This window comes from Pectobacterium polaris (genome assembly GCF_002307355.1).
GTDB classification, from domain to species: domain Bacteria; phylum Pseudomonadota; class Gammaproteobacteria; order Enterobacterales; family Enterobacteriaceae; genus Pectobacterium; species Pectobacterium polare.
In genome coordinates this window covers 4,573,788-4,599,223 of the sequence record NZ_CP017481.1, presented here as the reverse complement: position 1 = coordinate 4,599,223, position 25,436 = coordinate 4,573,788, and the positions used below count along the sequence as shown (strand labels likewise).

The following is a 25,436-nucleotide window of genomic DNA, read 5'->3' as shown; positions in this document are numbered from 1 at the left end:
ACACCGTGGAAGTCTATACCACAGAGAATGAACAGGTTGATGCACTACGTCGTTTCCTCGCGGAGAACGGAAAGGCGTTAGTTGTCGGTGTTGTGCTGGGCGTTGGCGCACTGGTTGGCTGGCGTTTCTGGCAAAGCCATCAAAATGACAGTGTGCAGGCGGCATCGGCATCTTATCAGCAGGTGACGGAGCAATTGGCCGAAGGCAAAGCTGAAGCGATTGCTTCAACTGAGAAATTTACGGCTGAGAATAAGAATACCTATGGTGCGCTGGCTTCTCTGGAACTGGCTCGTCATTACGTTGATCAGAAAGATTATGCTAAAGCCGCACAGCAGCTGGTACAGGCGCAGTCACAGACTAAAGATGCCGACCTGCTGGCGGTAGTGAATCTGCGTCTGGCGCGGGTTCAGCTACAAGAAAACAAAGCGGATGACGCGCTGAAAACATTGGATGCCATCAAACTGGAAGGTTGGGCGTCACAGGCTGCGGAAGTGCGTGGTGATATCCTGGTGAGCAAAGGGGATAATCAGGCTGCGCGCGATGCCTACAACAAAGGGTTGTCTTCCAATCCATCGCAGGCACAGCAAGCGTTACTGCGTATGAAACTGAATAACCTGTCCAGCTAAGAGGAATTCCATGCAATTGCGTAAAACACTTTTGGTAGGACTGGTTTCTGTTGCCCTGCTGAGCGGATGTTCGCTGTTTAACAGCGAAGAAGATGTTGTCACTATGTCTCCACTGCCGCAGGTGGAAAACCAGTTCACGCCAACCAAGGTGTGGAACAGCTCGGTTGGGAGCGGGATTGGTGAGTTTTACTCCAATCTTCACCCCGCATGGCAGGATAATCGCGTTTTTGCTGCCGATCGTCGTGGCACCGTGAAAGCGATGGATCTGAGTGATGGCAAAGAGGTTTGGCGTGCGGATCTGTCAGAGAAGACCAATTTCTTCTCCCGCAATAATCCAGCGCTGCTGTCCGGCGGCGTAACGGTTTCTGGTAACCATGTCTATGTCGGCAGCGAAAGAGCGCAGGTTTATGCGCTGAACGCGGAAGATGGTACGCCGGTATGGCAGACCAAAGTGGCTGGCGAAGCGTTGTCTCGCCCTGTCGTCAGCGACGGTGTCGTGCTGATTCACACCAGCAACGGCATGTTGCAGGCATTGAATGAAGCCGATGGCGCAATCAAGTGGAGCGTCAACTTAGATATGCCGACGCTGTCTCTGCGCGGTGAATCTGCCCCGACAACCGCATTTGGTGCGGCGATTGTGGGTGGTGATAACGGTCGTGTAAACGCCGTGATGATCAATCAGGGCCAGCTCATTTGGCAACAGCGTATTTCACAGCCGAGTGGCGCAACCGAAATCGATCGTCTGAATGATGTCGACACCACGCCAGTGGTAGCGGGCGAAGTGGTTTACGCGTTGGGCTATAATGGCAACATGACCGCGCTGGATCTGCGTTCTGGTCAGGTTCTGTGGAAGCGTGAACTGGGTTCAGTGCATGATTTCATCATTGACGGTGACCGCATCTATCTGGTCGATCAGGACGATCGTGTTGTTGCATTGAATACCAACGGCGGCGTGAGCCTGTGGCGTCAAAGCGATCTGCTGCACCGTAACTTAACGGCTCCGGCGCTGTATAATGGTTATCTGGTTGTCGGCGATGCCGAAGGGTATCTGCACTGGCTGAATACGGCGGATGGTCGCTTCGTAGCGCAGCAAAAAGTGGATAGCTCTGGCTTCCTGAGCAAGCCTGTGGTTGCCAGCGATAAGCTGCTGATTCAGGCGAAAAACGGTGATGTCTACGCGTTCACTCGCTAAGTAACCCGTATTGATTTGGAGCACAGCGTTTTTGGGTGTGCTCGTATAACGGCTCCTGACATTATCAGGGGCCGTTTCGTCTTTTTATCGTCAGCGAGTATTTCGCTGTAACGTATTGAAATATAAGTAATGAGGTTGTAACAATGATACCTGTCGTCGCGCTGGTCGGGCGCCCGAATGTGGGGAAATCCACGCTATTTAACCGCTTAACGCGCACTCGTGATGCATTAGTGGCGGATTTTCCTGGGCTGACTCGTGACCGCAAGTATGGTCGTGCAGAAGTGGAAGGGCATGAATTTATTATCGTCGATACCGGTGGCATTGACGGTACAGAAGACGGTGTAGAAACGCGCATGGCGGGCCAATCGCTGGTCGCGATTGAAGAGGCGGATATCGTGCTGTTCATGGTGGATGCTCGCGCGGGGCTGATGCCTGCGGATGAAGGCATTGCCAAGCATTTGCGTAGCCGCAAAAAAACTACGGTGCTGGTCGCCAATAAGACCGATGGCCTCGACCCAGATACGGTCACGGCGGATTTCTACTCGCTCGGTATGGGCGAAGTGTACGCGATCGCGGCGTCTCATGGCCGTGGCGTGACGTCACTGCTGGAAACGGTTTTGCTGCCGTTCGTGCAGGATGAAATAGAAGAGCCGGTCGAGTTAACCGAAGAAGAAGAGAACGCGGCTTACTGGGCTGCGTTAGAAGCGGAAGATAAGGCCAGCGAAGAAGAAGCAGAAGACGATTTCAACCCTGAAGATTTGCCGATCAAACTGGCGATTGTCGGGCGTCCGAACGTGGGTAAATCCACGCTGACTAACCGTATTCTGGGTGAAGAACGCGTGGTGGTGTATGACATGCCGGGCACGACGCGTGACAGTATCTACATCCCTATGGTGCGTGACGAACGTGAATACGTTCTGATTGATACCGCTGGGGTACGTAAGCGCGGCAAAGTGACGGAAACGGTAGAGAAATTCTCCGTGATCAAGACGTTGCAGGCGATTGAAGATGCCAACGTAGTTCTGTTGGTTATCGATGCGCGTGAAGGCATTTCCGATCAGGATCTCTCGCTGTTGGGCTTTATCCTCAATAGTGGGCGCTCACTGGTGATCGTAGTGAACAAGTGGGATGGCCTGTCACAGGAAGTGCGCGATCAGGTGAAAGATATGCTGGATCTGCGCCTCGGCTTTATCGATTTTGCCCGCATTCACTTCATTTCTGCGCTACACGGCAGCGGCGTGGGTAATCTGTTTGAGTCGGTAACCGAAGCCTATTCTTGCGCGACTCGTCGCGTCAGTACGGCGATGTTGACCCGCGTGATGCAAATGGCGGCAGACGATCATCAGCCGCCGCTGGTGCGCGGTCGTCGCGTGAAGCTGAAATATGCGCATGCCGGTGGTTATAACCCGCCGATTGTGGTGATCCACGGTAACCAGGTGAAAGACCTGCCGGATTCTTACAAGCGCTACCTGATGAACTACTATCGTCGTTCGCTGGAAGTGATGGGCACGCCGATTCGTATTCAGTTTAAAGAGGGGGAAAACCCCTTTGCAGACAAGCGCAATACGCTGACGCCAAACCAGCTCCGCAAGCGTAAGCGGTTGATGTCGCATCTTAAAAAAAGTAAGTGATTTATCTACGGGGCGAATAGCGATATTCGCCCCGTTTTGTTAGAGACGAAACCAATAATAATCAAGGAAAGCCATGTCCTGGGAAACCTGGAGTTTTGCGTTCAACGTCACGATGCCCAATTTGTTGATGTTGTTTATGGGCGTTGCGTTGCGCAAAATCGGCCTGCTAAATGATGCCTTTTGCGATGCAGCGATGCGTCTGGTGTTCAATCTTTCTTTGCCTTGCCTGCTGTTTTTCAGCGTGGCAAGCAATCATCAATCGTTTTCGGAACAGTGGCCGCTGGTGCTGTATGGCACGTTAGGCACGCTGGCGACATTCCTGCTGCTGGAAATTGCTGCTGTCCGCCTCATTAAAGAACCCACTGAGCGTGGCATCTTCGTGCAGGGCGGCTTCCGCTCTAACACGGGCATTATGGGGCTCGCGTTTGCCGTGAGCGCGTATGGTGAAGAGGGCGTGGCGGTGGGGTCGCTGTATCTGGTTGTCACGGTGATCATGTTCAACGCGCTGTCGGTGATTACCCTCACGCGCAGTTTGCAGCGTAAATCGCCTGATCAACGCATCAGCGTTCTCATGTTATTACGAGGCATCGCCACCAACCCGCTGATCATCGGTTTACTCTGCGGTGCCGCGTATGCGCAGAGCCATCTACCGATGCCAGCCGTGATTAAGCAAACGGGCAGCTTTATTTCCTCAATGGCGTTGCCGCTGGCGTTGCTCTGTGCCGGAGCCAGTCTGGAGTGGCGTAGTATGTTTCGGTCGTCCAACGTCGCGATGCTTGCTTCCGTGGCGAAGCTGTTGGTCGTTCCGGGGCTGTTGACGTTTGGGGGATGGCTGGTGGGCTTCAGGGGCGTTGAACTCGGTATTATCTTCCTGTTCTCCTCAACGCCGACGGCATCGGGAAGCTACGTGATGACGCGAGCGATGGGCGGAAACGCTACTCTGGCGGCGAATATCATCGGGTTGACGACGGCGGGAGCCTTCTTTGTGATTGCGTTCGGGCTCTACTTTTTACGTTCACTGGGCGTGATTTAGCGCTGTTGGCTTCTGTTGCAGTAAGTGACAGAGTCTTACGTCTTGCCTTTTGGCTGACAGAACAGGAATTTGATAGCGTACTCTTGGACAGTCTTCTTCCTGAGGCGCAGTGATGAAAACAAAGCATTCTGAGCGGGGCGTATATTGCCAGCGGATTGCCCCGCAGACCCAGTATCAGGGCAAACAAGGCTTGGTTTACTCGGTTGGAATTTCACGCGAGACGGTGGGTGCCCAGCATCTTCATATGCAGTTGGCGTGGATTCCACCGCGTTCGCAAGGCAAGGCGCATAAGCACGAGCATCACGAAACGGCGATTTACGCGCTGAGCGGTATTTCCTGTGTGTATTACGGGGAACAGCTTGAAAACATGATTGAATTACCCGAAGGTAATTTCCTCTATATCCCTGAGAACGTCCCACATTTACCCTATAATCCCAGTGATGATGTCGCCGTGTTGGTGATTTCCCGCACTGACGCCAACGAGCAGGAAAGTGTGGTTATGCTGCCTGAATTGGACAGAAATGTGCTGCCTGAACGTGGTGAAACGAGAGGATAAATATGGAAGCAAATTGCCCGAGCTGTGGTCATCCTCTAGCTTGGAAAAGTGGTGCGCGGTTTCAGTGTACTGCCTGCCAGCAGGATTATCTGCGTGAGGCTGCGTGCCCTGAATGTAAGCACTCGCTTCAGGAACTGAAAGCCTGTGGTGCGGTGGATTATTTTTGCCAGCAGCACGGGATGATTTCCAAACGGCGAGTCGCATTCAGCTACGCGCCTGCCGATTAAATTCATTATTACTTAATCAATGGTTACTCCTCTACGCCGTTGCGCCACAGCTCGGTCAGCTCCGGCGGCGCGCGGTCTTCGGGGATCAGCAGAATGATATCGGTATATTGATTCTGCTGCGGTTGGCAGTAGCTGATGTGGATGCGGTAATAGAACTGGTCGCCGCGCCCTGGGCCATCAGGTTCACCGGGTTCGCGAGCCTGAGGTGCGGCATTACGGATCGCGTTACAAATCCGCTCCCGTTCGGATGGCGGTACGCTGGCGAGCGCGAAACGTCGCGGCCCCGCCAGCTTGGGGATAAAGGCAAATCCCCCTTCACGCGCTAGCTCAATGATGGCATCGTCGTTGAGCTCTGGCAGCGTTTTCATAAGAACTCCTGTCGTACCTCCACGCCTACCGTTTCCCACGATTGCATGACGATATCGGCAACGGTGTGGTTAAAACGTTGAGCGGCATGTTGAATGGTGTGGCGCGCGAAAATTTCGAAATCCGCATTTTGCGGCAGCGTTTTATCACACAGCGTGTCGTACCAGATGCGGCCGGCTTTTTCCCATGAATGGCCGCCCAGCGCGATAGCTGTGAGATAGAATGCCCGGTTGGGGATACCTGAATTCAAGTGTACGCCGCCGTTGTCTTCACGCGTGTTCACATACTCGTTCATGTGAGAGGGTTGGGGGTCGATACCGAGCAGCTCATCATCATACGCCGTGCCCGGATGAGACATTGACCGCAGCCCCATGCCGTGAATACCCTCGGCCAGAAGCTTGTCACCGATAAGCCAATCGGCCTGCTCAGCGGTTTGCCCCAAATGATACTGCTTGACCATGGAGCCAAAGACATCGGACAGCGATTCATTTAGCGCACCGGACTGGCGGAAATAAATTAGCCCTGCTTCATTTTCGGTGATGCCGTGAGTGAGTTCATGTGCGACCACATCAAGCGCAATCGTGAAGCGATTAAAGATTTTGCCGTCGCCATCTCCGAACACCATCTGCTGCCCGTTCCAGAAGGCGTTCTGATAATCCTGACCGTAATGTACTGTGCCAGCCAGCGATAGCCCCTCGGCGTCCAGCGAGTTACGTTGGAAAATCTTCCAGAAGAAATCATAGGTTACGCCCAGATAGTTGTAGGCCTCATCGACGGCAACATCACCGTTGCTGGGTTGGCCTTCAGCGCGAACCAGCTTGCCGGGCAACTGTTGCTGCTGTTCGGCATCGTGAATGCTGCGATTTGCCTGCCCGGCGGGTAATTTCTCATGGGGTTCCGGGCGCGGATGGTGGCTGACCATTAATGACTGAACGTGCATCAGCGTTTGTTGCGCACAGTGGCGCTGTTCGTCTGTGCCGTTTGCGATAATGCGATGCAAAATGTAAGGGGGGATCACGCTACAAATCGGTCTGGACTTCATACCTCATCTCCTTGAAAACGCTCATCAGGGGTAACACAGACGATCAACAAAGCTCACTGTCTTTTTATCCTATCCGCGTCACCGCGCAGAGGCTGATAACCCGTGCGGTGAAAACGGTGAATATAAATTAGTGAGCTGGGAATGAGTATAGTTCAGATGGCGGGGGTAAGAATGGGGGATCGCCGTTGTTTTAGGACAAATCCCCATTCACGCATTTTATGCCGTTCGCGTTATTTTTGCGTCGGAGATGAGGGTTTTCGCCGCTTTTTCGCGGAATTTTGATTCGGAGCCAGTGTCGTGACCTGACTTTCTACCCAGCCGTCCTGTAAACGAGTTTTCAGCGTTTCGCCGGGGGAAATTTGCGCGACGTTTTTCAGCACTTTACCGTCCGGGGCGGTGGTGACGTTATAGCCACGCGCCAGCGTCGCCAGCGGGCTAACGCCTTCCAGTCGCGAACAGGCGATGCCTAGCTTCTGCTTGTTCTGATTCAACTGACGTTCTACTGCGCTTTGCATCTGATAGCTAAGCTGCTGCAAGCGCTGCTGCGCACGATGAATACGGGTTTGCGGCTGCTGTTGCATCAGACGCTGTTGTAAGCGTTCACTTCGGCGCGAGGTCTGCCGAAGCTGCTGCTGCATGGCGTCATCCAACCGCTGACGCAGTTTAACCAGCTGTGCCTGCTGACGCGCCAGTCGCAGCTGCGGATGCTGCTGCTGTAAACGGTGGTGCAGGCGGGTAAATTCCCGATTGCGCTGGGCAAGGTAATAATCCATCGCCATTTCCAGACGCTGGCGCTGGGACTGTATCTGACGCAATAGCTCAAGTTGGTTACGACTTACTAACTCGGCAGCAGCCGACGGCGTGGGCGCGCGCAGGTCACCGACGAAATCGGCGATAGTGACATCAGTTTCATGGCCGACGGCGCTGACGATAGGAATGCGGCTGGCGAAGATGGCGCGGGCGACCCGTTCGTCATTAAAGCTCCAGAGATCTTCCAGCGAACCGCCGCCGCGCCCGACGATTAACACATCACACTCATCCCGCTGGTTAGCCAGCTCAATAGCGCGAACAATCTGTAGCGGCGCTTCCGCACCTTGCACCGACGTGGGATACACGATCACCGGCAGTGACGGATCGCGGCGCTGCAACACCTGCAAAATATCGTGCAGGGCGGCACCGCTGGCTGACGTAATCACGCCGACCTGCTTGGCGGGAGAGGGCAGAACCTGCTTAAACTGTTGGTCGAACAACCCTTCGGCAGCGAGGCGCTGCTTGAGCTGTTCAAACTGCTGCTGTAGCAGGCCATCACCAGCGGGCTGCATGCTTTCCGCCAGTAGCTGATAGTCGCCGCGAGGTTCATATAGCGTGATGGTTGCACGAATCAGCACTTGCTGACCGTTTTGTGGGCGGAACGTCACTCTGCGGTTGCTGGTACGAAACATCGCGCAGCGTACCTGTGCACGTTCGTCTTTTAGCGTGAAATACCAGTGGCCGGATGAGGGCTGAGAGAGGTTGGAGATTTCGCCGGAGAGCCAAATCTGGCCCATTTCCATTTCCAACAGTTGTCTGACCGTCTGATTCAGGCGGCTAACGGTAAAAATTGCAGAGGAGGGAAATTGAGACATTGTGAGCCAGATCAAATTTTAAAACAGTCACTTAATTGATCGATACTACCTACCTGAAAAAGGTAATCAAGCATTTTAGTAAAATAATGCTGGAGGCAACCGATTACGCCCTGTAGAATGCCACGGCAATATTTTATCTATTCTTACATCCACCTTGGTGAGATATTGCCCATGCTACGTATCGCTAAAGAAGCACTGACGTTTGACGACGTCCTCCTGGTTCCCGCTCATTCTACTGTTCTGCCTAATACTGCCGATCTGTCCACGCAGTTGACGAAAAACATTCGCCTGAATATCCCTATGCTGTCCGCAGCGATGGATACCGTTACCGAATCCGGCCTGGCCATTGCGCTGGCGCAGGAAGGCGGTCTGGGCTTTATTCACAAAAATATGTCCATTGAGCGTCAGGCTGAAGAAGTTAGCCGCGTGAAAAAACACGAAAGCGGCGTTGTGGTTGATCCACAAACGGTAACGCCAGAAACGACGCTGCGTGAAATGAAAGAGTTGACCGAGCGCAACGGCTTCGCTGGTTACCCTGTCGTGGCAAAAGACAACGAACTGGTCGGTATCATCACCGGTCGTGACGTGCGTTTTGTTACCGATTTGGAAAAACCGGTTAGCGCGTTCATGACGCCAAAAGAGCGTCTGGTCACGGTCAAAGAAGGCGAAGCGCGTGATGTCGTGCTGCAAAAAATGCACGAAAAACGCGTCGAAAAAGCGCTGGTGATTGACGACCAATTCCACCTGATCGGCATGATCACGGTAAAAGATTTCCAGAAAGCAGAACGTAAACCGAACGCGTGTAAAGACGAGCACGGTCGTCTGCGCGTAGGTGCAGCGGTTGGCGCAGGTGCGGGTAACGAAGAGCGTGTTGATGCGCTGGTTGCCGCAGGCGTTGACGTCCTGCTGATCGACTCCTCACACGGTCATTCCGAAGGCGTATTACAGCGTATTCGCGAAACACGTGCTAAATACCCGAACCTCGAAATCATCGGCGGCAACGTAGCGACGGGCTCAGGTGCGAAAGCGCTGGTTGAAGCGGGCGTTAGCGCCGTGAAAGTCGGTATCGGCCCTGGTTCTATCTGTACGACCCGTATCGTGACTGGCGTGGGCGTTCCGCAGATTACGGCTATCTCTGATGCGGTTGAAGCGCTGGAAGGCACAGGCATTCCAGTCATCGCCGATGGCGGTATCCGCTTCTCCGGCGACATCGCTAAAGCCATCGCAGCAGGCGCGGCGTGTGTCATGGTCGGTTCCATGCTGGCGGGTACGGAAGAATCCCCAGGCGAAATCGAACTGTATCAAGGCCGTTCATTCAAATCTTACCGCGGCATGGGTTCACTGGGCGCAATGTCCAAAGGCTCATCAGACCGTTACTTCCAGACCGATAACGCCGCCGACAAACTGGTGCCGGAAGGTATCGAAGGCCGCGTAGCCTATAAAGGCCGCCTGAAAGAGATCGTTCACCAGCAGATGGGCGGCTTGCGCTCCTGCATGGGCCTGACCGGTTGCGCCACCATTGATGCATTGCGCACGCAGGCTGAGTTTGTACGCATCAGCGGCGCGGGCATTCAGGAAAGCCACGTTCACGACGTTACCATTACTAAAGAGTCACCGAACTACCGTATGGGTTCATAAGGTGATTTAACGCAATAAACCCTGTACTATTTTGCGCCGCTCCGCCTTTGCATAAGGCCGAGCGGTTAGCTGGGTTTACTTTTCGCTTTTGTCTTTTGCTTTTTGGAACATGCTCCTCATGACTCAAAACATTCATCAACACCGCATTCTTATTCTGGATTTCGGCTCGCAGTACACGCAGCTGGTTGCACGTCGCGTGCGTGAACTGGGCGTTTACTGTGAACTGTGGGCATGGGATGTCACGGAAGCACAGATTCGCGGGTTTAATCCGAACGGGATCATCCTGTCCGGCGGCCCGGAAAGCACCACTGAGTTTGGCAGCCCACGTGCGCCAGAATACGTTTTCAATGCTGGCGTACCGGTATTAGGCGTGTGCTATGGCATGCAGACGATGGCGATGCAGTTGGGTGGCCACGTTGAAGGTTCCAACGAGCGTGAGTTTGGTTATGCGCAGGTAGAAGTGAAAACGGATAGCGCGCTGGTGCGTGATATTCAGGATGCGTTGAGCGCCGCTGGCGCACCGTTGCTGGATGTCTGGATGAGCCACGGCGACAAAGTGACGGCCATCCCTGAAGGGTTTGAGACCGTTGCCAGCACCGATACCTGTCCGTTTGCCATCATGGCTAACGAAGAGAAGCGTTTTTACGGCGTGCAGTTCCACCCGGAAGTGACGCACACCCGTCAGGGCCAGCGTATGCTGGAGCGTTTTGTTCTTGATATTTGCCAGTGTGAAGCACTGTGGACGCCAGCCAAGATCATCGACGATGCGGTGAACCGTATTCGTGAGCAGGTAGGCAACGATCACGTGATTCTGGGTCTGTCTGGCGGCGTGGATTCTTCCGTTACTGCAATGCTGCTGCACCGTGCGATTGGCGATCGTCTGACCTGCGTGTTTGTCGATAACGGCCTGCTGCGCCTGAACGAAGCCGATCAGGTGCTGGAAATGTTCGGCGATCATTTCGGTCTGAACATTGTTCACGTTGCGGCGGAAGATCGCTTCCTAAGCGAGCTGGCGGGTGAAGATGAGCCAGAAGCCAAGCGTAAAATCATTGGTCGCGTGTTCGTTGAAGTGTTTGATGAAGAAGCCAGCAAACAAGAAGAAGTGAAATGGCTGGCGCAAGGCACCATCTATCCAGACGTGATTGAATCTGCTGCTTCTGCAACTGGCAAAGCGCACGTGATCAAGTCACACCACAACGTGGGTGGCCTGCCGAAAGAGATGAAGCTGGGTCTGGTTGAGCCGCTGAAAGAGCTGTTCAAAGACGAAGTGCGCAAGATCGGTCTGGAACTGGGTCTGCCGTACAACATGCTGTACCGCCATCCGTTCCCAGGCCCAGGTCTGGGCGTGCGCGTGCTGGGTGAAGTGAAGAAAGAGTACTGTGACCTGTTGCGTCGTGCGGATGCGATCTTCATCGAAGAGCTGCACAAAGCCGACCTGTACAACAAAGTCAGTCAGGCATTCACCGTCTTCCTGCCGGTTCGTTCCGTGGGCGTTATGGGCGATGGCCGTAAATACGATTGGGTTGTCGCGCTGCGCGCGGTAGAAACCATCGACTTTATGACCGCGCACTGGGCACACCTGCCATACGACTTCCTCGGCCGCGTCTCCAACCGCATCATCAATGAAGTCGACGGCATCTCCCGCGTCGTTTATGACGTATCGGGTAAGCCACCGGCGACGATTGAGTGGGAGTGACCGGTACTGGCTGGCAATGGCTCTATGCCGTCTGGTAGATGGAATTACAGGGCGCCCTGCTCAACGTGCTAACCTGAGCCTGTAATAACTTCGCAAGGATGCAAGCATGTTGCCGTTGGCAGGGAAGCCAGCCCGAGTGTCGGCGCACCGCTGCATGTGCGCCATCGCCCGGAGCGCACCCTTCTCGATCATCTCACCCGAATGCCGGTACTGGATGAGCATAGGCAGCTGATTCCGGTGGAATCAGCCTGTGCGGATTATTTACAGCGGGTCAGGGCAAGAAGCTCCGCCTGGGTGCTGGCGGAGACTTGATATCTTTAATACTTATATGCATCTGGCATGAGTTTTAGTTATTAGCAATTCAACATTGAGGTTGTGTAAGTGACGTTTAGGGATTTGTTCACGCTAAATACGGAAGCAGCGGCACCGGTTATTCAAATCATCAGTCACGAAACCTTGCGTATTCGGGCTTGCTGCATTCAGGCAGCCACAGACCTGAACAGAGACCTCTACGTATGGAACATGCCGCAGGGCTTGAGAAAATACGATTTCGAAGACGATTCCTGGGAATTGGAGGATGACGGTGAACAGCCTCAGGAAGCTCTGGAGTGGCTGGTTGAATCTTCGCAAGACCAATCTGAATTCATCCTGCTTCTGGAAGACTTCCATCATTTCCTAAATGAGCACACCCTGACCAGCCGCTTGCGAGCGTTTGCAATTGCCGTTGCCAGCCGTGAAATCAATAACGTCACTGTTGTGCTCTCCCAGCCTGCTCCGCTGCTGCCTGCAGAGTTGGAGAAAGAGGTGCAGGTGATGGAAATGCCATTGCCGGATGCCGATGATCTGAAAACTCTTATGCTTCAGGCCAAGCAGCGGTATGAATTGGATGACAGGGATTATCAGGAGTCATCCGCTCTGATCGAGTCTGCGCTGGGTCTGTCCACCAGTGAGGCACAACTGGCTTTCTCAAAGGCTGCTTGCCAGTTCAAGCGCCTGACCGAATCTGAAATCCCGTTTATCGTCAAAGAAAAGGAGCAGGTGATTCGCAAGAGCGGACATCTGGAATACTTTCATCCGAAAGCCACGCTCGACGATATTGGCGGCCTGGACAACCTCAAGTCCTGGCTGAACCGCCGTCGTCAGTCGTTTACCGAACATGCTCGTGAATTTGGTCTGGAAACCCCAGGAAGGGTGTTGCTGCTGGGTTTGCCGGGTACGGGCAAAAGTCTTGCAGCAAAGGCAGTGGCCAATGCCTGGCAGTTGCCGTTGTTGCGTCTGGACATGGGCAAAATCTACGGCGGTATTGTGGGGCAGTCGGAGGCTAACATCCGTTCGGCACTACAAACTGCCGAAGCACTGGCGCCCAGTATTCTCTGGGTTGATGAAATCGAAAAAGGCCTGTCAGGCATGCAGAGCTCCGGTGCAAGCGATGGCGGCACTACGTCTCGGGTGCTGGGTACCTTCCTGACCTGGATGCAGGAAAAGGAAAAACCGGTGTTTGTGGTCGCGACTGCCAACCATATCGCCCAATTACCACCAGAGTTGCTACGGAAAGGTCGTGTCGATGAAATATTCTTTGTCGATCTGCCGGTGCAGCAGGATCGCAAAGACATTATCTCTATTCATCTGAAACGCCGAAATCGGCTGGATGATTTCTCTTCTAAGGAACTGGATGAACTCGCGATTGCCAGCAAGGGCTTTACTGGTGCTGAACTAGAAGAAGCCGTTAAGGAAGCCATGTTTCTGGCTTTTGACGAAGGCCACCAGTTAAAAAAGGACGATATCCTCAAGGCCATTCAGGCCACCTCGCCACTGTCCATGGCGGAAATGATTCAGGATACCCGTGGCTGGGCCAAGGGGCGCGCTGTGGCTGCCAGCTCTACCGAGCCAGAAGCTCTGGAGCTTTCCAGCAGTAAAAAGCCCCGTCTCAAACAGGAAGGCGAAAACCCGTTCGTCAAAAAATAACCAGGACCGTTTGTTATGGAAAACCCGTTTTTTACTGCCCTTGAACAGCAAGGCTTCAAGGCAGACACACTGGACAGCCAGACCAATAGTGTCCTGATGCCGTTTATGCATTACCTGAATAGCAGCATCAAGGCACTAGAGAACAAGGAAGTCAGCTGCGAATGGAAGCCTGTCGCCAACAAGCGCTATCAGCTCAAGCCTGACAAACGGATCTGGCAACTGTTGCCGGTGAACGAAATTGAAGTTGTGGCTGGTAAGCAAGGCTGGTTTGAAATTCTCACCGTTGATGGAGAGCTACCCGATGCTGATTTTGACCCGGATGAGGACGACCCCATTCGACAAGGCAAAGGCAAAGGACGACGAGAGACGGATATACCCGACGGTGGTTATAGCGCCTCGGATTATCAGCTGTACTTACCTGAGCTTAAATTAGATGACGACCCAATATCATGGAGCGGTTATCAGCTAGAACTGCGTCCATTGGCCCGTCAGCTTGACCAGTTAAAGTCGGTTTATATCGACGGCCAGCCATGTACGGTGACGAAGCAGATTGACGCTCGTCTGATTCTGCAAGGCCATGTGAGACCCAACAGCACTCTGTCCGTTGACGGGCAAGACACGCCTTTCACCCTGATTAAAGGGTTGGACGAATCCCGTCTTAAACAATGGCAAGCCAAATCAGAAGGCAATGGTTGGCTGCTATTTTCAGAGTCGCGGCCTCAACTGGATGGACACAGGCTGGAAGATGTCACCAATAAAGAACTGGCGAAACTGGGTTGCGGTCATTTTCAATACCGAGGCCAGCCCCTGCACAGTGATCACTGGGAGTTGCATGTAGAAGACAACAAAAAGTCACAAAGTCTGATACTAGAAAGCCGTACTAACCAAGAATTCAATGATACCGACTCTCTTACCTGCTCCGCATTTTCAGCTCTCGTTTGGGAAGTGGAATCAGCGCGTGTCGAAGAAAAATGGATTCAGCTGATCGAGAAAGAAGGTGGCGAAGATACCGGTAGATCCGATCTGGATTACTTCTTTGGTGATAACCAAAACATCAAGATTCTAGACTCGACTGAACGAAAATTTGATGACGGTTTTCGTGTGCTTAAAGCACGTCAAGAAGAGCGCCAGCTCCTGCTGGCCAGAAATATCAAAGGCAAGAAAAACTGGAACAGCGAATATCCATCCCAACAGGGAAAAACGACTGAGATTCGTGTCAGCGTAGACACCAGCCAGCTCAAACGCCAGAAGGATGCCATCAATCAGTTGATGAATCGCCCTTCAGCAGGCCACTGGCCTCTGATTCAGATGTTGCAAAAGCGTGAGCAAACTCGTTGGCCAGACGTCCAACCTGTACGAATCGTTGAATCCGAGTGGAAAGTACTGACAGACCCAAACTTCGATGGCTGTGATCGTCAGCGTGAGTTTGTTACCAAAGCCCTGGCTAACGAAGATTTCACCATTTTGGATGGCCCGCCGGGTACAGGTAAAACCACCACCATTCTTGAACTGATCATGCAGCTGGTGCTGCAGGGTAAGCGTGTTCTGCTATCGGCTTCTACGCATGCCGCGATCAACAATGTGCTGGAACGTGTCAAGGAAAATTCATTGCTGTCCGCACAGATCTTTCCCTTGCGTATCGGTGATGAAAACAATGCCATCGGTGTTGAAGAATTCCAGTTCGATAATATGCTCAGCGGTCTTCAGAAAATCCACGGGTGTGATCAGCTCAGCAAGCAGCTGATGGTAGATTCTTCCAATCTGGTTTGCGGTACTACCATCGGCATTCTGAGACTGTTCAATGATCGCGAGGTGTCGCTGGATACCGGCGAGCCACCGTTTGATGTGATGATCATCGACGAGTGCAGTAAAACCACTTTTCAGGAATTCCTGGTGCCTGCCCGCTTCGCCAAACACTGGGTATTGGTAGGCGACGTGCGTCAGCTATCGCCGTTCACTGATCGTGAGCAGATCGTCGCCAACCTCGATAATCTGATGCTGGTTCCACCAAAAGGTAAAATACCCGGTCAGAACCTTCCTGCTGCAGTCCAGCAAGCCTGCTTCCTGCTGGAGGAGCTGCGAGGTGACCATCAGAATCCCTATTCCCAGCCAGTGTTGGTGCCTGTTACCCGTGACGTTGCAAGTGCATTGGTTGAAGAAATTCGAACACGTACTTCGATGCTAAAACTTGCCAAGGGCCTGGATAACCTGTTGGTCGTAACGGCAAACGCAGAACGTGATGCAGATAGCCATCAGCTTGGGCTGAAACAGATCCAGCAGAAGCCGGATCAGCTGTATCGCCACCGTTTATGTTTTGTCGAAGAAGGTTGTCTGGGCGAACTGACGGGCTGGATTCCGGACGATATGTTGATTCTGCATCCCGATTGGTGCCGCACGTCCCAAGCGGCGCAGCATGAGGTTTCGGGAACTGGCTGTGAGTCGTTCAAAGTTAAAACCTCTGAATACAAGGATACCGTGCAGGTTCATAAGGAACTACTCGACCGGATCGACAGCACCAAATGGTCGGAAGAGGTTTGTTGGCGTCTGGAGCGCGAGTACTGGCTGCGGTTATCCGCCAACCAGAAGCAGAAAACCGGTTATCTGGAAGATACTCTGGAACGGCTTTTCCCCAAGTCAGTACCAGCTGATGGCCGAATTCATGTACTCAAAAATATTGCTTTTCCGTCGATTCTGGAGGCCCTATCGGGGATGGACTGGTCAAACGCAAGAGCGACGATCCAACGACCTTGAATCAGGGGTTTGATGCTTCTGAGAAGTCCCAACGCTATACGACGCTGACCTATCAACATCGGATGCATCCGGATATATCGGCATTCCCTCGACAGCAATTTTACCCACAAGGTGTTTTGAAGGATGGCGGTAAAACGTCTTCTGACCAAGTATGGCAATACACAAGGTATAAGTCTCGTAATATCTGGCTGGATGTTCGGGGAGAAACCTGGGGCAATAGCAATAAACAAGAAACGCAGGCTCTGATAACTGAGCTTGAAGCGTTTTGTGATTGGGCAGAAGGAAAAAGCAAAAACAAAAAAGGCGAAGCCTTTGATGTTGCGATTTTGACCTTCTACAAAGGTCAGGAAAAAGCCCTGCGGGAAGCCCTTCAAAAGCTGCCGGGTAATGCCAATCGTTATGCACGGTTTAATTTCAAAGGCATATCGATCAAGTTGGCGACGGTGGATTACTTTCAGGGTCAGGAAGCGGATGTGGTGTTCTTGTCGATGGTGAATACCCATCGTGATGGCTTTATGGACTCACCTAACCGCCTTAACGTCTCCATTACCCGTGCCCGCTATCAGTTAGTGATTGTTGGGCATCATGAATATTTCTCTCAGCGTTCCCGTACGCTGGAGCTAAAGAAACTCGCAGAATCCTGCTGTGCTTCGACTGCAAGTAGCCCAAAACAGTCGCACCATCATGCAGGTAAGAAAGGGAAGTCTCATTAATGAGTGGCAATAAAAACAACAGAATGAAGTCGTTAGCGGAACATAAAGGGAATGCTCCAGGAGAGGCTGCTAATCAATCCAGTCCTGGCAAACATGCTGATAGTAAAGCAGGCTCGCTAGCCTTAACGCTCAGCAGAGCCGTTCAACTGAAACGCTTTCCCATCATCGCCAGATGTACGTTTTTGCGGAAGCGCCCCGATCTGGTGTCCTTGTTAAAGGGTGTTCAGAACAATCCTGCCGATGTTCCTTCTCGACTGAAGGTGTATCTAAAACGGGAAGCGCTGTGGGATGAATCAGGCATCTCGGATAAAGGCCAGCAAGTTATAGATAGCGGCCTGTTCGAAGCCAAAGAGCGCGGTCTTTACCATATCTGGTACACAGATAATGATCCGTTGCTGGGCGCTCGCCCGATCATGATGCAGCGTGATACGGCATTTTTTGATCCTAATATTCAAAGCTGGAAAAAAGGGCAGGATGCAGCTCGATCGGAATTTCGTGTTGAGCATTCCTTGCACCTGAGTGTTCTGGAAGAGTCCTTTGTCGATCACAACAAGACCGAATTGAAGAACATCAGTCTGCAAATGGCATCGCTTGAACCCGAAGTTATTTGCTCGCTCGAAAAATCAGCAGAGATTCAGCTTGAATGGACACTGGGCTTTTCAGCATCGCAGCTCAGCCTGAAAGGCCAACTGGATATGTTGCAATTCAATCAGAATAAAACCAGCTCACGCCCAGAAGCTCTGGATATTTCCATCTATGATTTTGGTGATCGCCTGAACGATGTTATGGCCGCTATCGCTGGAGAATTCGACGGCAACTGGCTGCCTGATAACCGTCGTATGGAAACTCAGCTTGAACAGATTCAGCGTTATCCATCAGCTGTCCAGAAATTACAGATCGGCAGTTTTGATCGCTCGGGTCTGACAACCTCTATAGGGCAGTTTCAGTCTGTTCAGGCCAAGCATATTCCCATTCAACCAGTCGACCAGTTGGATGCCGAGAAATGGCAGCGTTTCTGGTTGGAAGACTTCTACAGCAGGAAATACCACTCATCGGCAGAGGCTCGTAAAAAACAGTCGGAATGGCTGGACCATCCAGCCTTGAATGATTTTGAACTTCCGCTTAAAGAACAGCAATCCTTGTTGTCAGAGCTTTCACGCGAAAGCCAGATGCAGGCTTATTGGCATATAGCGGCGATGGCGGATCTCACTCCGTCCAGAAGCCGCAAGTTGCGGATGCCAATCAGCTTGGTAAATATTGATCTACTTGATCTTGGTGAGTTACTGCAACAGCTGACAGGTGGCGAATACATCGAACACTTCATCTATTCAGATCGCTATGTACATACCTCACGTCAAAGCCGCAACCTGAGCTATGTAGCTGCGTGTCTTGCTGATGCTGAAGGCTTGCTGCTAACTCTGGATAAGCAGAAAGGAAATGAGGCAGAGCTGCCAGACAACTGGTCGCGGAAAATCCTGCAAAAGCAAAACGATAACCACGGTCGCTACTGGATTCTGATTGGTAAGGAGCATATCTGGTGCTGGGAATGCAGCAGCGGGCTGGACTTTATTCGCGAGAATGGCGAGCAATTCAGTGTTGATGGCTCACCGACCTTTACGCCCAAAGAGGTGGGAGAACTGCCTCGATACTTGCAAGACCAAATTAATAATATCGCAGCGGAGGCTCTCTGATGGCACGGATCGTACCTCGTCAGGAACAATTTCGAATCGATTATCAGAATGAGTACCTGCCTGCTTTGTTTAGCAGGCAAGCGTCTGATGTTGACTTCAGCGACTCATTAGATTCGTTCGATGCTGGAAACGTAATTGCTGAATACGTCAGTTGTTCTAGTCTTACCCTGCTGATTTCCTGTAAGCAACTAAAAGACGAATCGTTGATTTCGGCCATCAGAGAACAGGCTGAAAAAGGTGTTCGTATTTATCTGCTGCTGGGCGACAAAAATGCCAACAAGGTGGCGATTGATACTCTGTCTGGTCGTTGCCTGATTCGCACAGGTGTGAGCCCGCAAGGTGTTCTGATACTGGTGGATCACACCACCACTCGGGCACAAGGGCTGATGTTGATGTCGGGTCAGCCTCTGGTATCTGCTGATAAATCCGCCTGGGGAATCCAACTGGAACGTCAGCAGATTGATGACAGTTTCCGCAGTTACTGCAAACTGTTCTGGGAGCAGAGCAACGAGGAATACTTGCGACAGAACCAGCAACAATCTATCGTGCAGCATCCGGATGGCGCGGTTGTTACCAACCATTCTCATCATCTATGTGGCACCTTACGCGATTGCCTGGGCGATACGCTGGAACACCTGCAAGCAGCCTCTCATTCTGGTTTCGGTGCTACCGGCGATGGCTGGCGGCTGCTGTTGGGAACGCAGTCCCGTGAGATAAAAGAGCAGGCTCGTACAGGCGTTGCACTCAGTGATAACCTGATTCCGTCTTTATTGCTATCAAAGGACGGAAACTGGTTGTTGCCAGACCAAACGGATTTCTCTGCGGCCAATTGGTGTTTGAAATTATCAGCACAGCAAAGTCAGAAACTTGGTCAAGCATACGACCAGGCATTTGAAGAAGCTGCATGGCAGTATCGAGGCGATTCTTCGATTCGTGAATACGTTGATCAGCAATCGCTTCGTTTCGCAGACCAACCTGAGCAGGAATGTGCGGTTGCAAAGGTTCGCGCAATTGAACTTGAGGATATCAACACTCAGGACATTGACAGCTTCCTGAATGATGAAGCCGAACAGCTGGCATCTAGGGTGACTGCCTGGCAACGTAGCCAACTGGCCCACTTTATTGATTATGACGTGGTGGTGCACCCGCCCTACTGCCCTGAGTCTGCAAAGCCGGATGCCTTGTATCAGGCCTGGGGGAACTCAGAACAGGATTGGCAGCAACGCCTTGAAGTGCTCACTAATGCCCAGTCCAAAATCGACCAACAGCAAGCAAGTATCGCTGACAAGTTAAGAGGCTTTATCAAGGGGGTCTTACTCGGGCAGGGACAATCGGTGAAATCCCTGAATCTGGAAATAGACACCCTTAAGAATTGGTCTGTCACCAAGGCTACACCGACAGAGCGAGAGCTGCATCGCCAGCAATTAGAGTCCTTGCAGGATAAAATTCGCAAGCGTGGTTCCGACACTGATCAGGAGTTGGATAAAGCCGAGCAAAACCAGCGCTGGGAACTGCAGCGTGACAGTCTGAAAGCCGAACAGATGAAAAAGAGCGACTTGTCCCAACAGGGGGTGTCAGCTCTCGAACAGCTGAAAAAGAACAAAACCGAGGCCACTTTTCAGGTTGGGCAAAAATTCAGAGCTAGCTGGATCTCGGCTGCCGAAAGGCTGACAGATCAGCAGCTGAATGACATCGAAGTCAACGACATCCAACCTGAACAGTTTTTTGCAGAAGCTTTGCCTGAAATACCTCAGGCGGCACCAAAAGACGCTGTTGAGCCGGAAAAGCAGGCTCGACAGGAGGCTATTCAACAAACCAAAGCCAGACGTGAAGAATTAACACAACAGGCTCGCCAGGCCTGTATAAAAGCCAGACGAGAAGCTCTGCAGTCGATGGATGTGGGTCAGGCTAACAATTGGAAAACATCCATTAAAGAGAACCCCTGGAAAAAGCATTACAGCGCTTTTGAGCGCTGCTTGGCTGATCATGAACAGGGGGTGAAGAAAATCGAGCGTGATATCCAGGAGGCTCAAAAAGCACTGGATAACAGCAGATCTGAACAGGAGCGAGCAGAAAAAGCACTGAATGAACACGGTTCATCGTTTGTATATCAGCCGAAACAAGCATCTGATGCCTTTGCCAAACAGCTCGGTCTGAAAGGTAATACAGCTGCTGAAAACCAATTCCTGTGGCCATCAGAAGAGCTGCCAGCAGAAGGAACGGAACTGCGTAAATATCAGCAGAATCGTTATCTGGTGGTATTTGATACTGATCAGATTAATCAGGCCAGACAGGATGCTGAATGTTTGAACGCAAAAATTGTATGCGACAAGGAGTCCGCCAATGCCTCAACAGAAAATTACCCTGACGATTGATGACGACGGAGCCATTAGCGCCAAAACCAGCGGATTCAAGGGCGAAAGCTGTCTGGAGGCGTTGGATGAATTACTCAATCTGGAAGGTGTCGTCAGCAGCGTCAAGAAGACCGATGAATATCATCAGCAGCCTCAACAAACGGCTCGGGTTCAGTCGCTCAGGGGGAAATCCTGATGAGTGCTGTAATCAAAACCGCTACGCCATTTGTGATTGAAGAAGTGCTGATGGAGGCTCTGACAGCAGTTGGGGCTGAACCACAAAGAGTCACTTCAAGTGATGTTGATCTTGTTCAGCGCAATCGACTTCAGATTGGGGATATTCTAACGAATCGTAGTGATATACAACGGCTGCCAGCTATTTCGGTTTGAGCGAGATCGTTGGGTAATGATGCATGATTCAGATGAGTATGCAGGTCGTACCGTCGATCGCTTTTCAGAAAAGGGTTATATCAAGGTTTCCAGATTTCTGACTGATGTGAGTGGTGCTTACGAATCTGCTTATGAAAAGCATTTGGAAAAACTGGCTGAGCAGGAACGAATCCGCCTTGAGGAAGAACGTAAAGCCAGGGTTGAAACTACTCGCCAGTAAGCCATTGCCAATGGCCAAATCCTAGGGCTACTCCGTTAAGGAAACCACCAATAGTAAAGGCCAGATTCAGCTGGTACTGACCCGTATGGTGTAGCTGTGCGACAGGACTATGGTGAGTACTTCAACGTTGCGCATATTGAACCAGAAAGCCATATATATGGCCCTGGTAAACGTTACGTTATTTGGCTCCAGGGTTGTTCGTTAGCTTGTGAAGGATGCTGGAATCAGCAGATGTGGTCATTTGAGCCTGAACAATTGATACATCGGGAGCAATTATTGGATGACATTCTTCAATACAGGGATATTGATGGCATAACCCTACTTGGAGGTGAGCCTCTACAACAGGCACCAAACACACGTTGGTTATTAAGTTCTATCAGGCGCTCCTCGGGCTGCTCGACGGTTTTATATACCGGTTTTACGTATAGTGAGCTAGTAAAACGCAAGGATTGGGCGTTGCTCAGAGAACATTGTGACTTGATGATAACCGGTCGCTACTCTTCTTCTTTAAGGAATACGAATCTTCGTTGGAGGGGCTCGTCAAATCAGGAATTAATTTACCTGGCGGGGGCAGAATTCCTCTGGAGCCGCCAGAAGACGCTAACGAGGTCGAAGTCATTATTGATGAAAATGCTGCTATCAGAGTTCTTGGTTACCCGGACAGCAGCTTTTTCGGGACTTTAATAGATTCAGAGTGACTTGGATTTGTCCAGCCAGACTTCCAGCCCCTGGGTGTTGAGGTCGGCATCTGTTGCCAGCCAGGCGCGGGCCTGTTGCAGGTCTGCCGCCGGGTTGATGGTCGCCAGTTGTGTTGTCAGCCAGTCGAGCATGGCTTCGGCAATGCGCTGGTGACGACCTTCAAGCGGGCTGGCGTGTTGTTCGGCGATAGCGACAAAGGCATCCAGTGATTCCAGTAACTGCCGGACATTCGCGGCCGTCGGCTGCACCGGCCCGTAGTGGGTCAGGTACATAAACCTGGGTTCAAGCGCGACCAGCTGTTCGATGCCAGCACGAATGGCGAGTGGGTCTAAGTGCACCGGTGTGGTGGTGACAAACAACAGGTTTTCGCCCGCAGGCGAGTCAAACACCTTGTAGGAAATGCCAAAAGTATCACCGGTGGAAATGCTGTGACTGCTGCTGTCGTGAACACAGAAATGGTGTTTGGCGTGTCTGGGGGGGCGTTTCAACATGCAGCTCTTGGCGAAAGATGCTTTGTAAAAGCCGCCCTAGGCCTCCTAGTTGAGCTGGATGTTTGTGATGGTAATGCGGGTGAGTTGGTCATCTGAAGAGGCTAATCCGACATCTTGAGCGTTTTTACGATGCATGGCATTTTTCATGGTTTTTTGATTGGGTTTTTCTTCAACGTATTGTTTTATAATTTATTTATTGTTCTATTGGTAATGGAGTGGGAATAAACCTGCGTCTGAAATAGCGTTGTGCTAAACAGCAAAAACCCGCGTAACTGCGGGTTTTTTTACATCTGACGAAATCTTTCTACGTGGTTGAGCGACTGATATTTTTAATTATTGTGAGTATTGGGTATAAGTCGAACGCCTGCGGCTCTGGTGATTTCGGTAAGAAACGACAACGTTGCAAAGTAGTTTCATTGGATTGGTGTTTCGGGATTAGACAGATTTAAGTGGTGACAAATTATCCAACCACAAACGGTGGCGCAATCTTTTTATGTACGGTAAAATTACGTACAAAAGGAGGTCACTATGACTACTACTGCTCGTTTAGATCTTCGGTTGAATGCTCACGATAAAGAACGCATCACTAAGGCTGCCGCATTACGTGGTATAGCTGTTTCTGCATTTGTGCGTGATGCGGTGTTGCGTGAAGCGGATACCGCCATTGCCGCAGATACCGCTGTTACGCTTTCTGAGCAAGAATCTCGCCGTTTCTTGGCTGCGTTGAATCAGCCGTTTCTGCCTAATGATCGTTTGCATAAAGCGATGGAAGAAGCTGCCAATTTGATGAAACGCTAATCTATGGCTCTGATATTTTCATTGCTGGACGGCCACCGCCATGACCGTTCAAGTTTTTCTTGTGGTGTTTTGGCTCTTGATGATTATCTACAAAAGCGAGCCTCGCAACATCAGCGTGATGGAATCGCTACGACTCATATCCTGCTCGATGAGTCGCAGCCTACCTGTATTCTGGGCTACTGCTCATTGTCCGCAGCACACTTATATTTGCACGAGCTCAGTGAAAATGACCGTAAGCGACTGCCTGGATATCCGGTGCCTGCTATGCGTATGGGGCGTTTGGCGGTATCGACTGCTGAACAGAAGAAAGGTTACGGACAACTTTTGCTTGGACATGCTGTGAATATGGCGTTATCTGTGCGTAATACGATGGGGGTGCGAGTGCTGGTTGTTGATGCGAAAGATGCACGGGCTGCTGCGTTTTATGAGGAATACGGTTTCCGACAAACAGCTAGCGAAGCGTTGACGTTGTATCTACCAATATCGAACAGCTAGGTAAGCTCAATTATACCCATGTTGTGTGAAGTGACTCATACTGCTTTACTTCCTTATACATGCAGATCTGCCTGCGGGAACTTCATCCCACGCTTCCCCTAAAACGCGATAGCGCTTTAGCGAGTCATAAACTCACGCTTTAAAGATGTGACTCATCGTCCGTGGTTTTATTCATCACAAAACGCGATCCTACCCACACGGAAATCAAAAAGGGTTTTTGATAGGTGGAGGGAAATGGAATGAATCACACTGACTGGCATCCGGCGGATATCATCGCGGGATTACGGAAGAAAGGGACGACGCTGGCGGCGGTTTCCAGAGCGGCGGGGCAGGCGTCATCTACGTTGGCGAATGCGCTCACCAGACATTGGCCGAAAGGCGAACGGCTGATTGCTGAAGCGATGGGGAAAAGGCCGGAAGAGATTTGGCCGTCGCGTTATTCAGGCGTGAAATGAGGGCAGGGAGTAGGGGAAATAAGCGAGAAAGCGCCATCGAATGACGGTGCTTTGTTTACATGACTCTGCCACATGACAGAGTCATGCTGAGAGTACTGCTATGATGTCGCTTTTGGGCCGCCCATTCTTTCTTCAATAAAAAGAATGAGTGACTCAGCTTCTTGTTTATCAGAAAAATCACGAAGCGAAATAGGGATAGCAATTATATTATCAACAAGTAAAAATAAATTATTATCGATTTTATTAAGGTGAGAAATCGCATGCCATTTATAGAGACTGTATGAGCTTTCCGTTTCTCCGTAGATACCATCATTGTTTATCGTTATTTTTACCTTTGTTGGAAACACCCCTGAAGGATAGCTTTTTATTTTCCTGGTGAGTAATGAAAGTAAAATATAAAGTACGACTAGTGAAGCCGTAAGGTAAGAAAATAACTTTATGAGTGGATGAGTTTCACGTTCGCTGGATAAGAAAATGATCGCCAGTAATATAAATAGCGACAAAAGTAACAAAGCAAATGAAAGCATTGACAGGGAATTAATTACCCTGTGCTTATAACTCTGTCTCTTTTCATTCCAACTAGATATCGACTTAATACTCTTTTCATAGTCGTTTTGTGTTAACGTCCGATGAATAATGAATTCTTTATTGTTTGTTTCCATTTTCTTTACGATCTCTGTTATCCATACAATATTATATTCACATCATGCATGAGATGTAGAGGATTTTTCTGTCTAATGTCCTCTCTGTATGTGAGAACTAACAGTAGCCACGTCGGCGAA

Annotated in this window: 25 protein-coding genes; 20 read left to right on the top strand and 5 right to left on the bottom strand. The window is 51.2% G+C overall.

From position 1 onward, the window contains the following. Positions 1-5: 5 nt before the first annotated feature. From BJJ97_RS20760 to BJJ97_RS20735, 6 genes are all read left to right on the top strand, one after another. Entirely contained in the window at positions 6-626 is a 621-nt protein-coding gene (locus BJJ97_RS20760; protein ID WP_039486112.1) for a YfgM family protein, read from the top strand. Between the two features lie 10 nt (positions 627-636). Beyond that, positions 637-1,818, top strand: coding sequence for an outer membrane protein assembly factor BamB (gene bamB / locus BJJ97_RS20755; RefSeq protein ID WP_095995198.1), 1,182 nt, complete (start codon positions 637-639; stop codon positions 1,816-1,818). A 143-nt stretch (positions 1,819-1,961) separates the two neighbouring features. After that, on the top strand, positions 1,962-3,449 hold the full coding sequence (gene der / locus BJJ97_RS20750) for a ribosome biogenesis GTPase Der (protein WP_039486115.1): 1,488 nt from the start codon (positions 1,962-1,964) through the stop codon (positions 3,447-3,449). 73 nt (positions 3,450-3,522) lie between these two features. Further along, complete coding sequence (locus BJJ97_RS20745) at positions 3,523-4,482, top strand: AEC family transporter (protein WP_095995197.1); 960 nt, start codon at positions 3,523-3,525, stop codon at positions 4,480-4,482. Between the two features lie 112 nt (positions 4,483-4,594). Further along, complete coding sequence (locus tag BJJ97_RS20740) at positions 4,595-5,038, top strand: cupin domain-containing protein (RefSeq protein WP_095995196.1); 444 nt, start codon at positions 4,595-4,597, stop codon at positions 5,036-5,038. 2 nt (positions 5,039-5,040) lie between these two features. Beyond that, the gene (locus BJJ97_RS20735) at positions 5,041-5,265 is read left to right on the top strand and encodes a zinc ribbon domain-containing protein (RefSeq protein ID WP_039486120.1); all 225 of its coding nucleotides are present in this window, start codon (positions 5,041-5,043) and stop codon (positions 5,263-5,265) included. Between the two features lie 23 nt (positions 5,266-5,288). Here the strand turns inward: BJJ97_RS20735 and BJJ97_RS20730 are convergent, their stop codons facing one another. The 3 genes from BJJ97_RS20730 to xseA form a co-directional block, all read right to left on the bottom strand. Further along, positions 5,289-5,633: a protealysin inhibitor emfourin gene (locus tag BJJ97_RS20730; protein ID WP_095995195.1), complete on the bottom strand. Its 345-nt coding sequence runs from the start codon at positions 5,631-5,633 to the stop codon at positions 5,289-5,291. Further along, complete coding sequence (locus tag BJJ97_RS20725; RefSeq protein ID WP_095995194.1) at positions 5,630-6,673, bottom strand: M4 family metallopeptidase; 1,044 nt, start codon at positions 6,671-6,673, stop codon at positions 5,630-5,632. The genes BJJ97_RS20730 and BJJ97_RS20725 overlap by 4 nt, the downstream gene beginning before the upstream one ends. Before the next feature lie 230 nt (positions 6,674-6,903). Further along, positions 6,904-8,298, bottom strand: a complete 1,395-nt coding sequence (gene xseA, locus BJJ97_RS20720) for an exodeoxyribonuclease VII large subunit (protein WP_095995193.1) — start codon at positions 8,296-8,298, stop codon at positions 6,904-6,906. A gap of 171 nt (positions 8,299-8,469) precedes the next feature. On the opposite strand from xseA, the gene guaB reads away from it, so the two are divergent. From guaB to BJJ97_RS22495, 11 genes are all read left to right on the top strand, one after another. Continuing rightward, the gene (gene guaB / locus BJJ97_RS20715) at positions 8,470-9,936 is read left to right on the top strand and encodes an IMP dehydrogenase (RefSeq protein ID WP_005970134.1); all 1,467 of its coding nucleotides are present in this window, start codon (positions 8,470-8,472) and stop codon (positions 9,934-9,936) included. Between the two features lie 118 nt (positions 9,937-10,054). After that, positions 10,055-11,632 carry a glutamine-hydrolyzing GMP synthase gene (gene guaA / locus BJJ97_RS20710; RefSeq protein ID WP_095700222.1) on the top strand — a complete coding sequence of 526 codons (1,578 nt, stop codon included), beginning with the start codon at positions 10,055-10,057 and terminating at the stop codon, positions 11,630-11,632. A 381-nt stretch (positions 11,633-12,013) separates the two neighbouring features. After that, entirely contained in the window at positions 12,014-13,597 is a 1,584-nt protein-coding gene (locus tag BJJ97_RS20705) for an AAA family ATPase (RefSeq protein ID WP_095995192.1), read from the top strand. A gap of 15 nt (positions 13,598-13,612) precedes the next feature. After that, the gene (locus BJJ97_RS20700) at positions 13,613-16,348 is read left to right on the top strand and encodes an AAA domain-containing protein (RefSeq protein WP_095995191.1); all 2,736 of its coding nucleotides are present in this window, start codon (positions 13,613-13,615) and stop codon (positions 16,346-16,348) included. Further along, complete coding sequence (locus BJJ97_RS20695) at positions 16,345-17,061, top strand: AAA domain-containing protein (protein ID WP_095995190.1); 717 nt, start codon at positions 16,345-16,347, stop codon at positions 17,059-17,061. The genes BJJ97_RS20700 and BJJ97_RS20695 overlap by 4 nt, the downstream gene beginning before the upstream one ends. Further along, entirely contained in the window at positions 17,061-18,752 is a 1,692-nt protein-coding gene (locus tag BJJ97_RS20690; protein ID WP_095995189.1) for a hypothetical protein, read from the top strand. Before BJJ97_RS20695 ends, BJJ97_RS20690 begins: the two co-directional genes overlap by 1 nt. Further along, entirely contained in the window at positions 18,752-21,127 is a 2,376-nt protein-coding gene (locus BJJ97_RS20685) for a hypothetical protein (RefSeq protein WP_095995188.1), read from the top strand. The genes BJJ97_RS20690 and BJJ97_RS20685 overlap by 1 nt, the downstream gene beginning before the upstream one ends. After that, complete coding sequence (locus BJJ97_RS20680; RefSeq protein ID WP_095995187.1) at positions 21,096-21,302, top strand: DUF2997 domain-containing protein; 207 nt, start codon at positions 21,096-21,098, stop codon at positions 21,300-21,302. The genes BJJ97_RS20685 and BJJ97_RS20680 overlap by 32 nt, the downstream gene beginning before the upstream one ends. Continuing rightward, positions 21,302-21,496, top strand: coding sequence for a hypothetical protein (locus tag BJJ97_RS20675; RefSeq protein ID WP_095995186.1), 195 nt, complete (start codon positions 21,302-21,304; stop codon positions 21,494-21,496). The genes BJJ97_RS20680 and BJJ97_RS20675 overlap by 1 nt, the downstream gene beginning before the upstream one ends. A gap of 16 nt (positions 21,497-21,512) precedes the next feature. Further along, a complete protein-coding gene (locus BJJ97_RS20670) occupies positions 21,513-21,716 on the top strand; it encodes a hypothetical protein (RefSeq protein ID WP_125460913.1) in 204 nt (67 codons plus the stop codon). A 96-nt stretch (positions 21,717-21,812) separates the two neighbouring features. After that, positions 21,813-22,400 (top strand): 4Fe-4S cluster-binding domain-containing protein, encoded by a 588-nt coding sequence (locus BJJ97_RS22495; protein WP_095995184.1) that lies wholly within the window; start codon positions 21,813-21,815, stop codon positions 22,398-22,400. Between the two features lie 5 nt (positions 22,401-22,405). Here BJJ97_RS22495 and BJJ97_RS20660 read toward each other — a convergent pair whose 3' ends face one another. After that, positions 22,406-22,906, bottom strand: a complete 501-nt coding sequence (locus tag BJJ97_RS20660; protein ID WP_095995183.1) for an MBL fold metallo-hydrolase — start codon at positions 22,904-22,906, stop codon at positions 22,406-22,408. A 528-nt stretch (positions 22,907-23,434) separates the two neighbouring features. Here BJJ97_RS20660 and BJJ97_RS20655 point away from each other — a divergent pair. The 3 genes from BJJ97_RS20655 (at position 23,435) to BJJ97_RS20645 (ending at position 24,654) form a co-directional block, all read left to right on the top strand. Continuing rightward, complete coding sequence (locus tag BJJ97_RS20655; RefSeq protein ID WP_095995182.1) at positions 23,435-23,704, top strand: type II toxin-antitoxin system TacA family antitoxin; 270 nt, start codon at positions 23,435-23,437, stop codon at positions 23,702-23,704. Positions 23,705-23,707: 3 nt separating this feature from the next. Then, a complete protein-coding gene (locus BJJ97_RS20650) occupies positions 23,708-24,199 on the top strand; it encodes a GNAT family N-acetyltransferase (RefSeq protein ID WP_095995181.1) in 492 nt (163 codons plus the stop codon). Between the two features lie 239 nt (positions 24,200-24,438). Beyond that, positions 24,439-24,654 carry a helix-turn-helix domain-containing protein gene (locus tag BJJ97_RS20645; RefSeq protein ID WP_095995180.1) on the top strand — a complete coding sequence of 72 codons (216 nt, stop codon included), beginning with the start codon at positions 24,439-24,441 and terminating at the stop codon, positions 24,652-24,654. 98 nt (positions 24,655-24,752) lie between these two features. Here the strand turns inward: BJJ97_RS20645 and BJJ97_RS20640 are convergent, their stop codons facing one another. Continuing rightward, on the bottom strand, positions 24,753-25,316 hold the full coding sequence (locus BJJ97_RS20640; RefSeq protein ID WP_095995179.1) for a YcxB family protein: 564 nt from the start codon (positions 25,314-25,316) through the stop codon (positions 24,753-24,755). Positions 25,317-25,436: the final 120 nt, after the last annotated feature.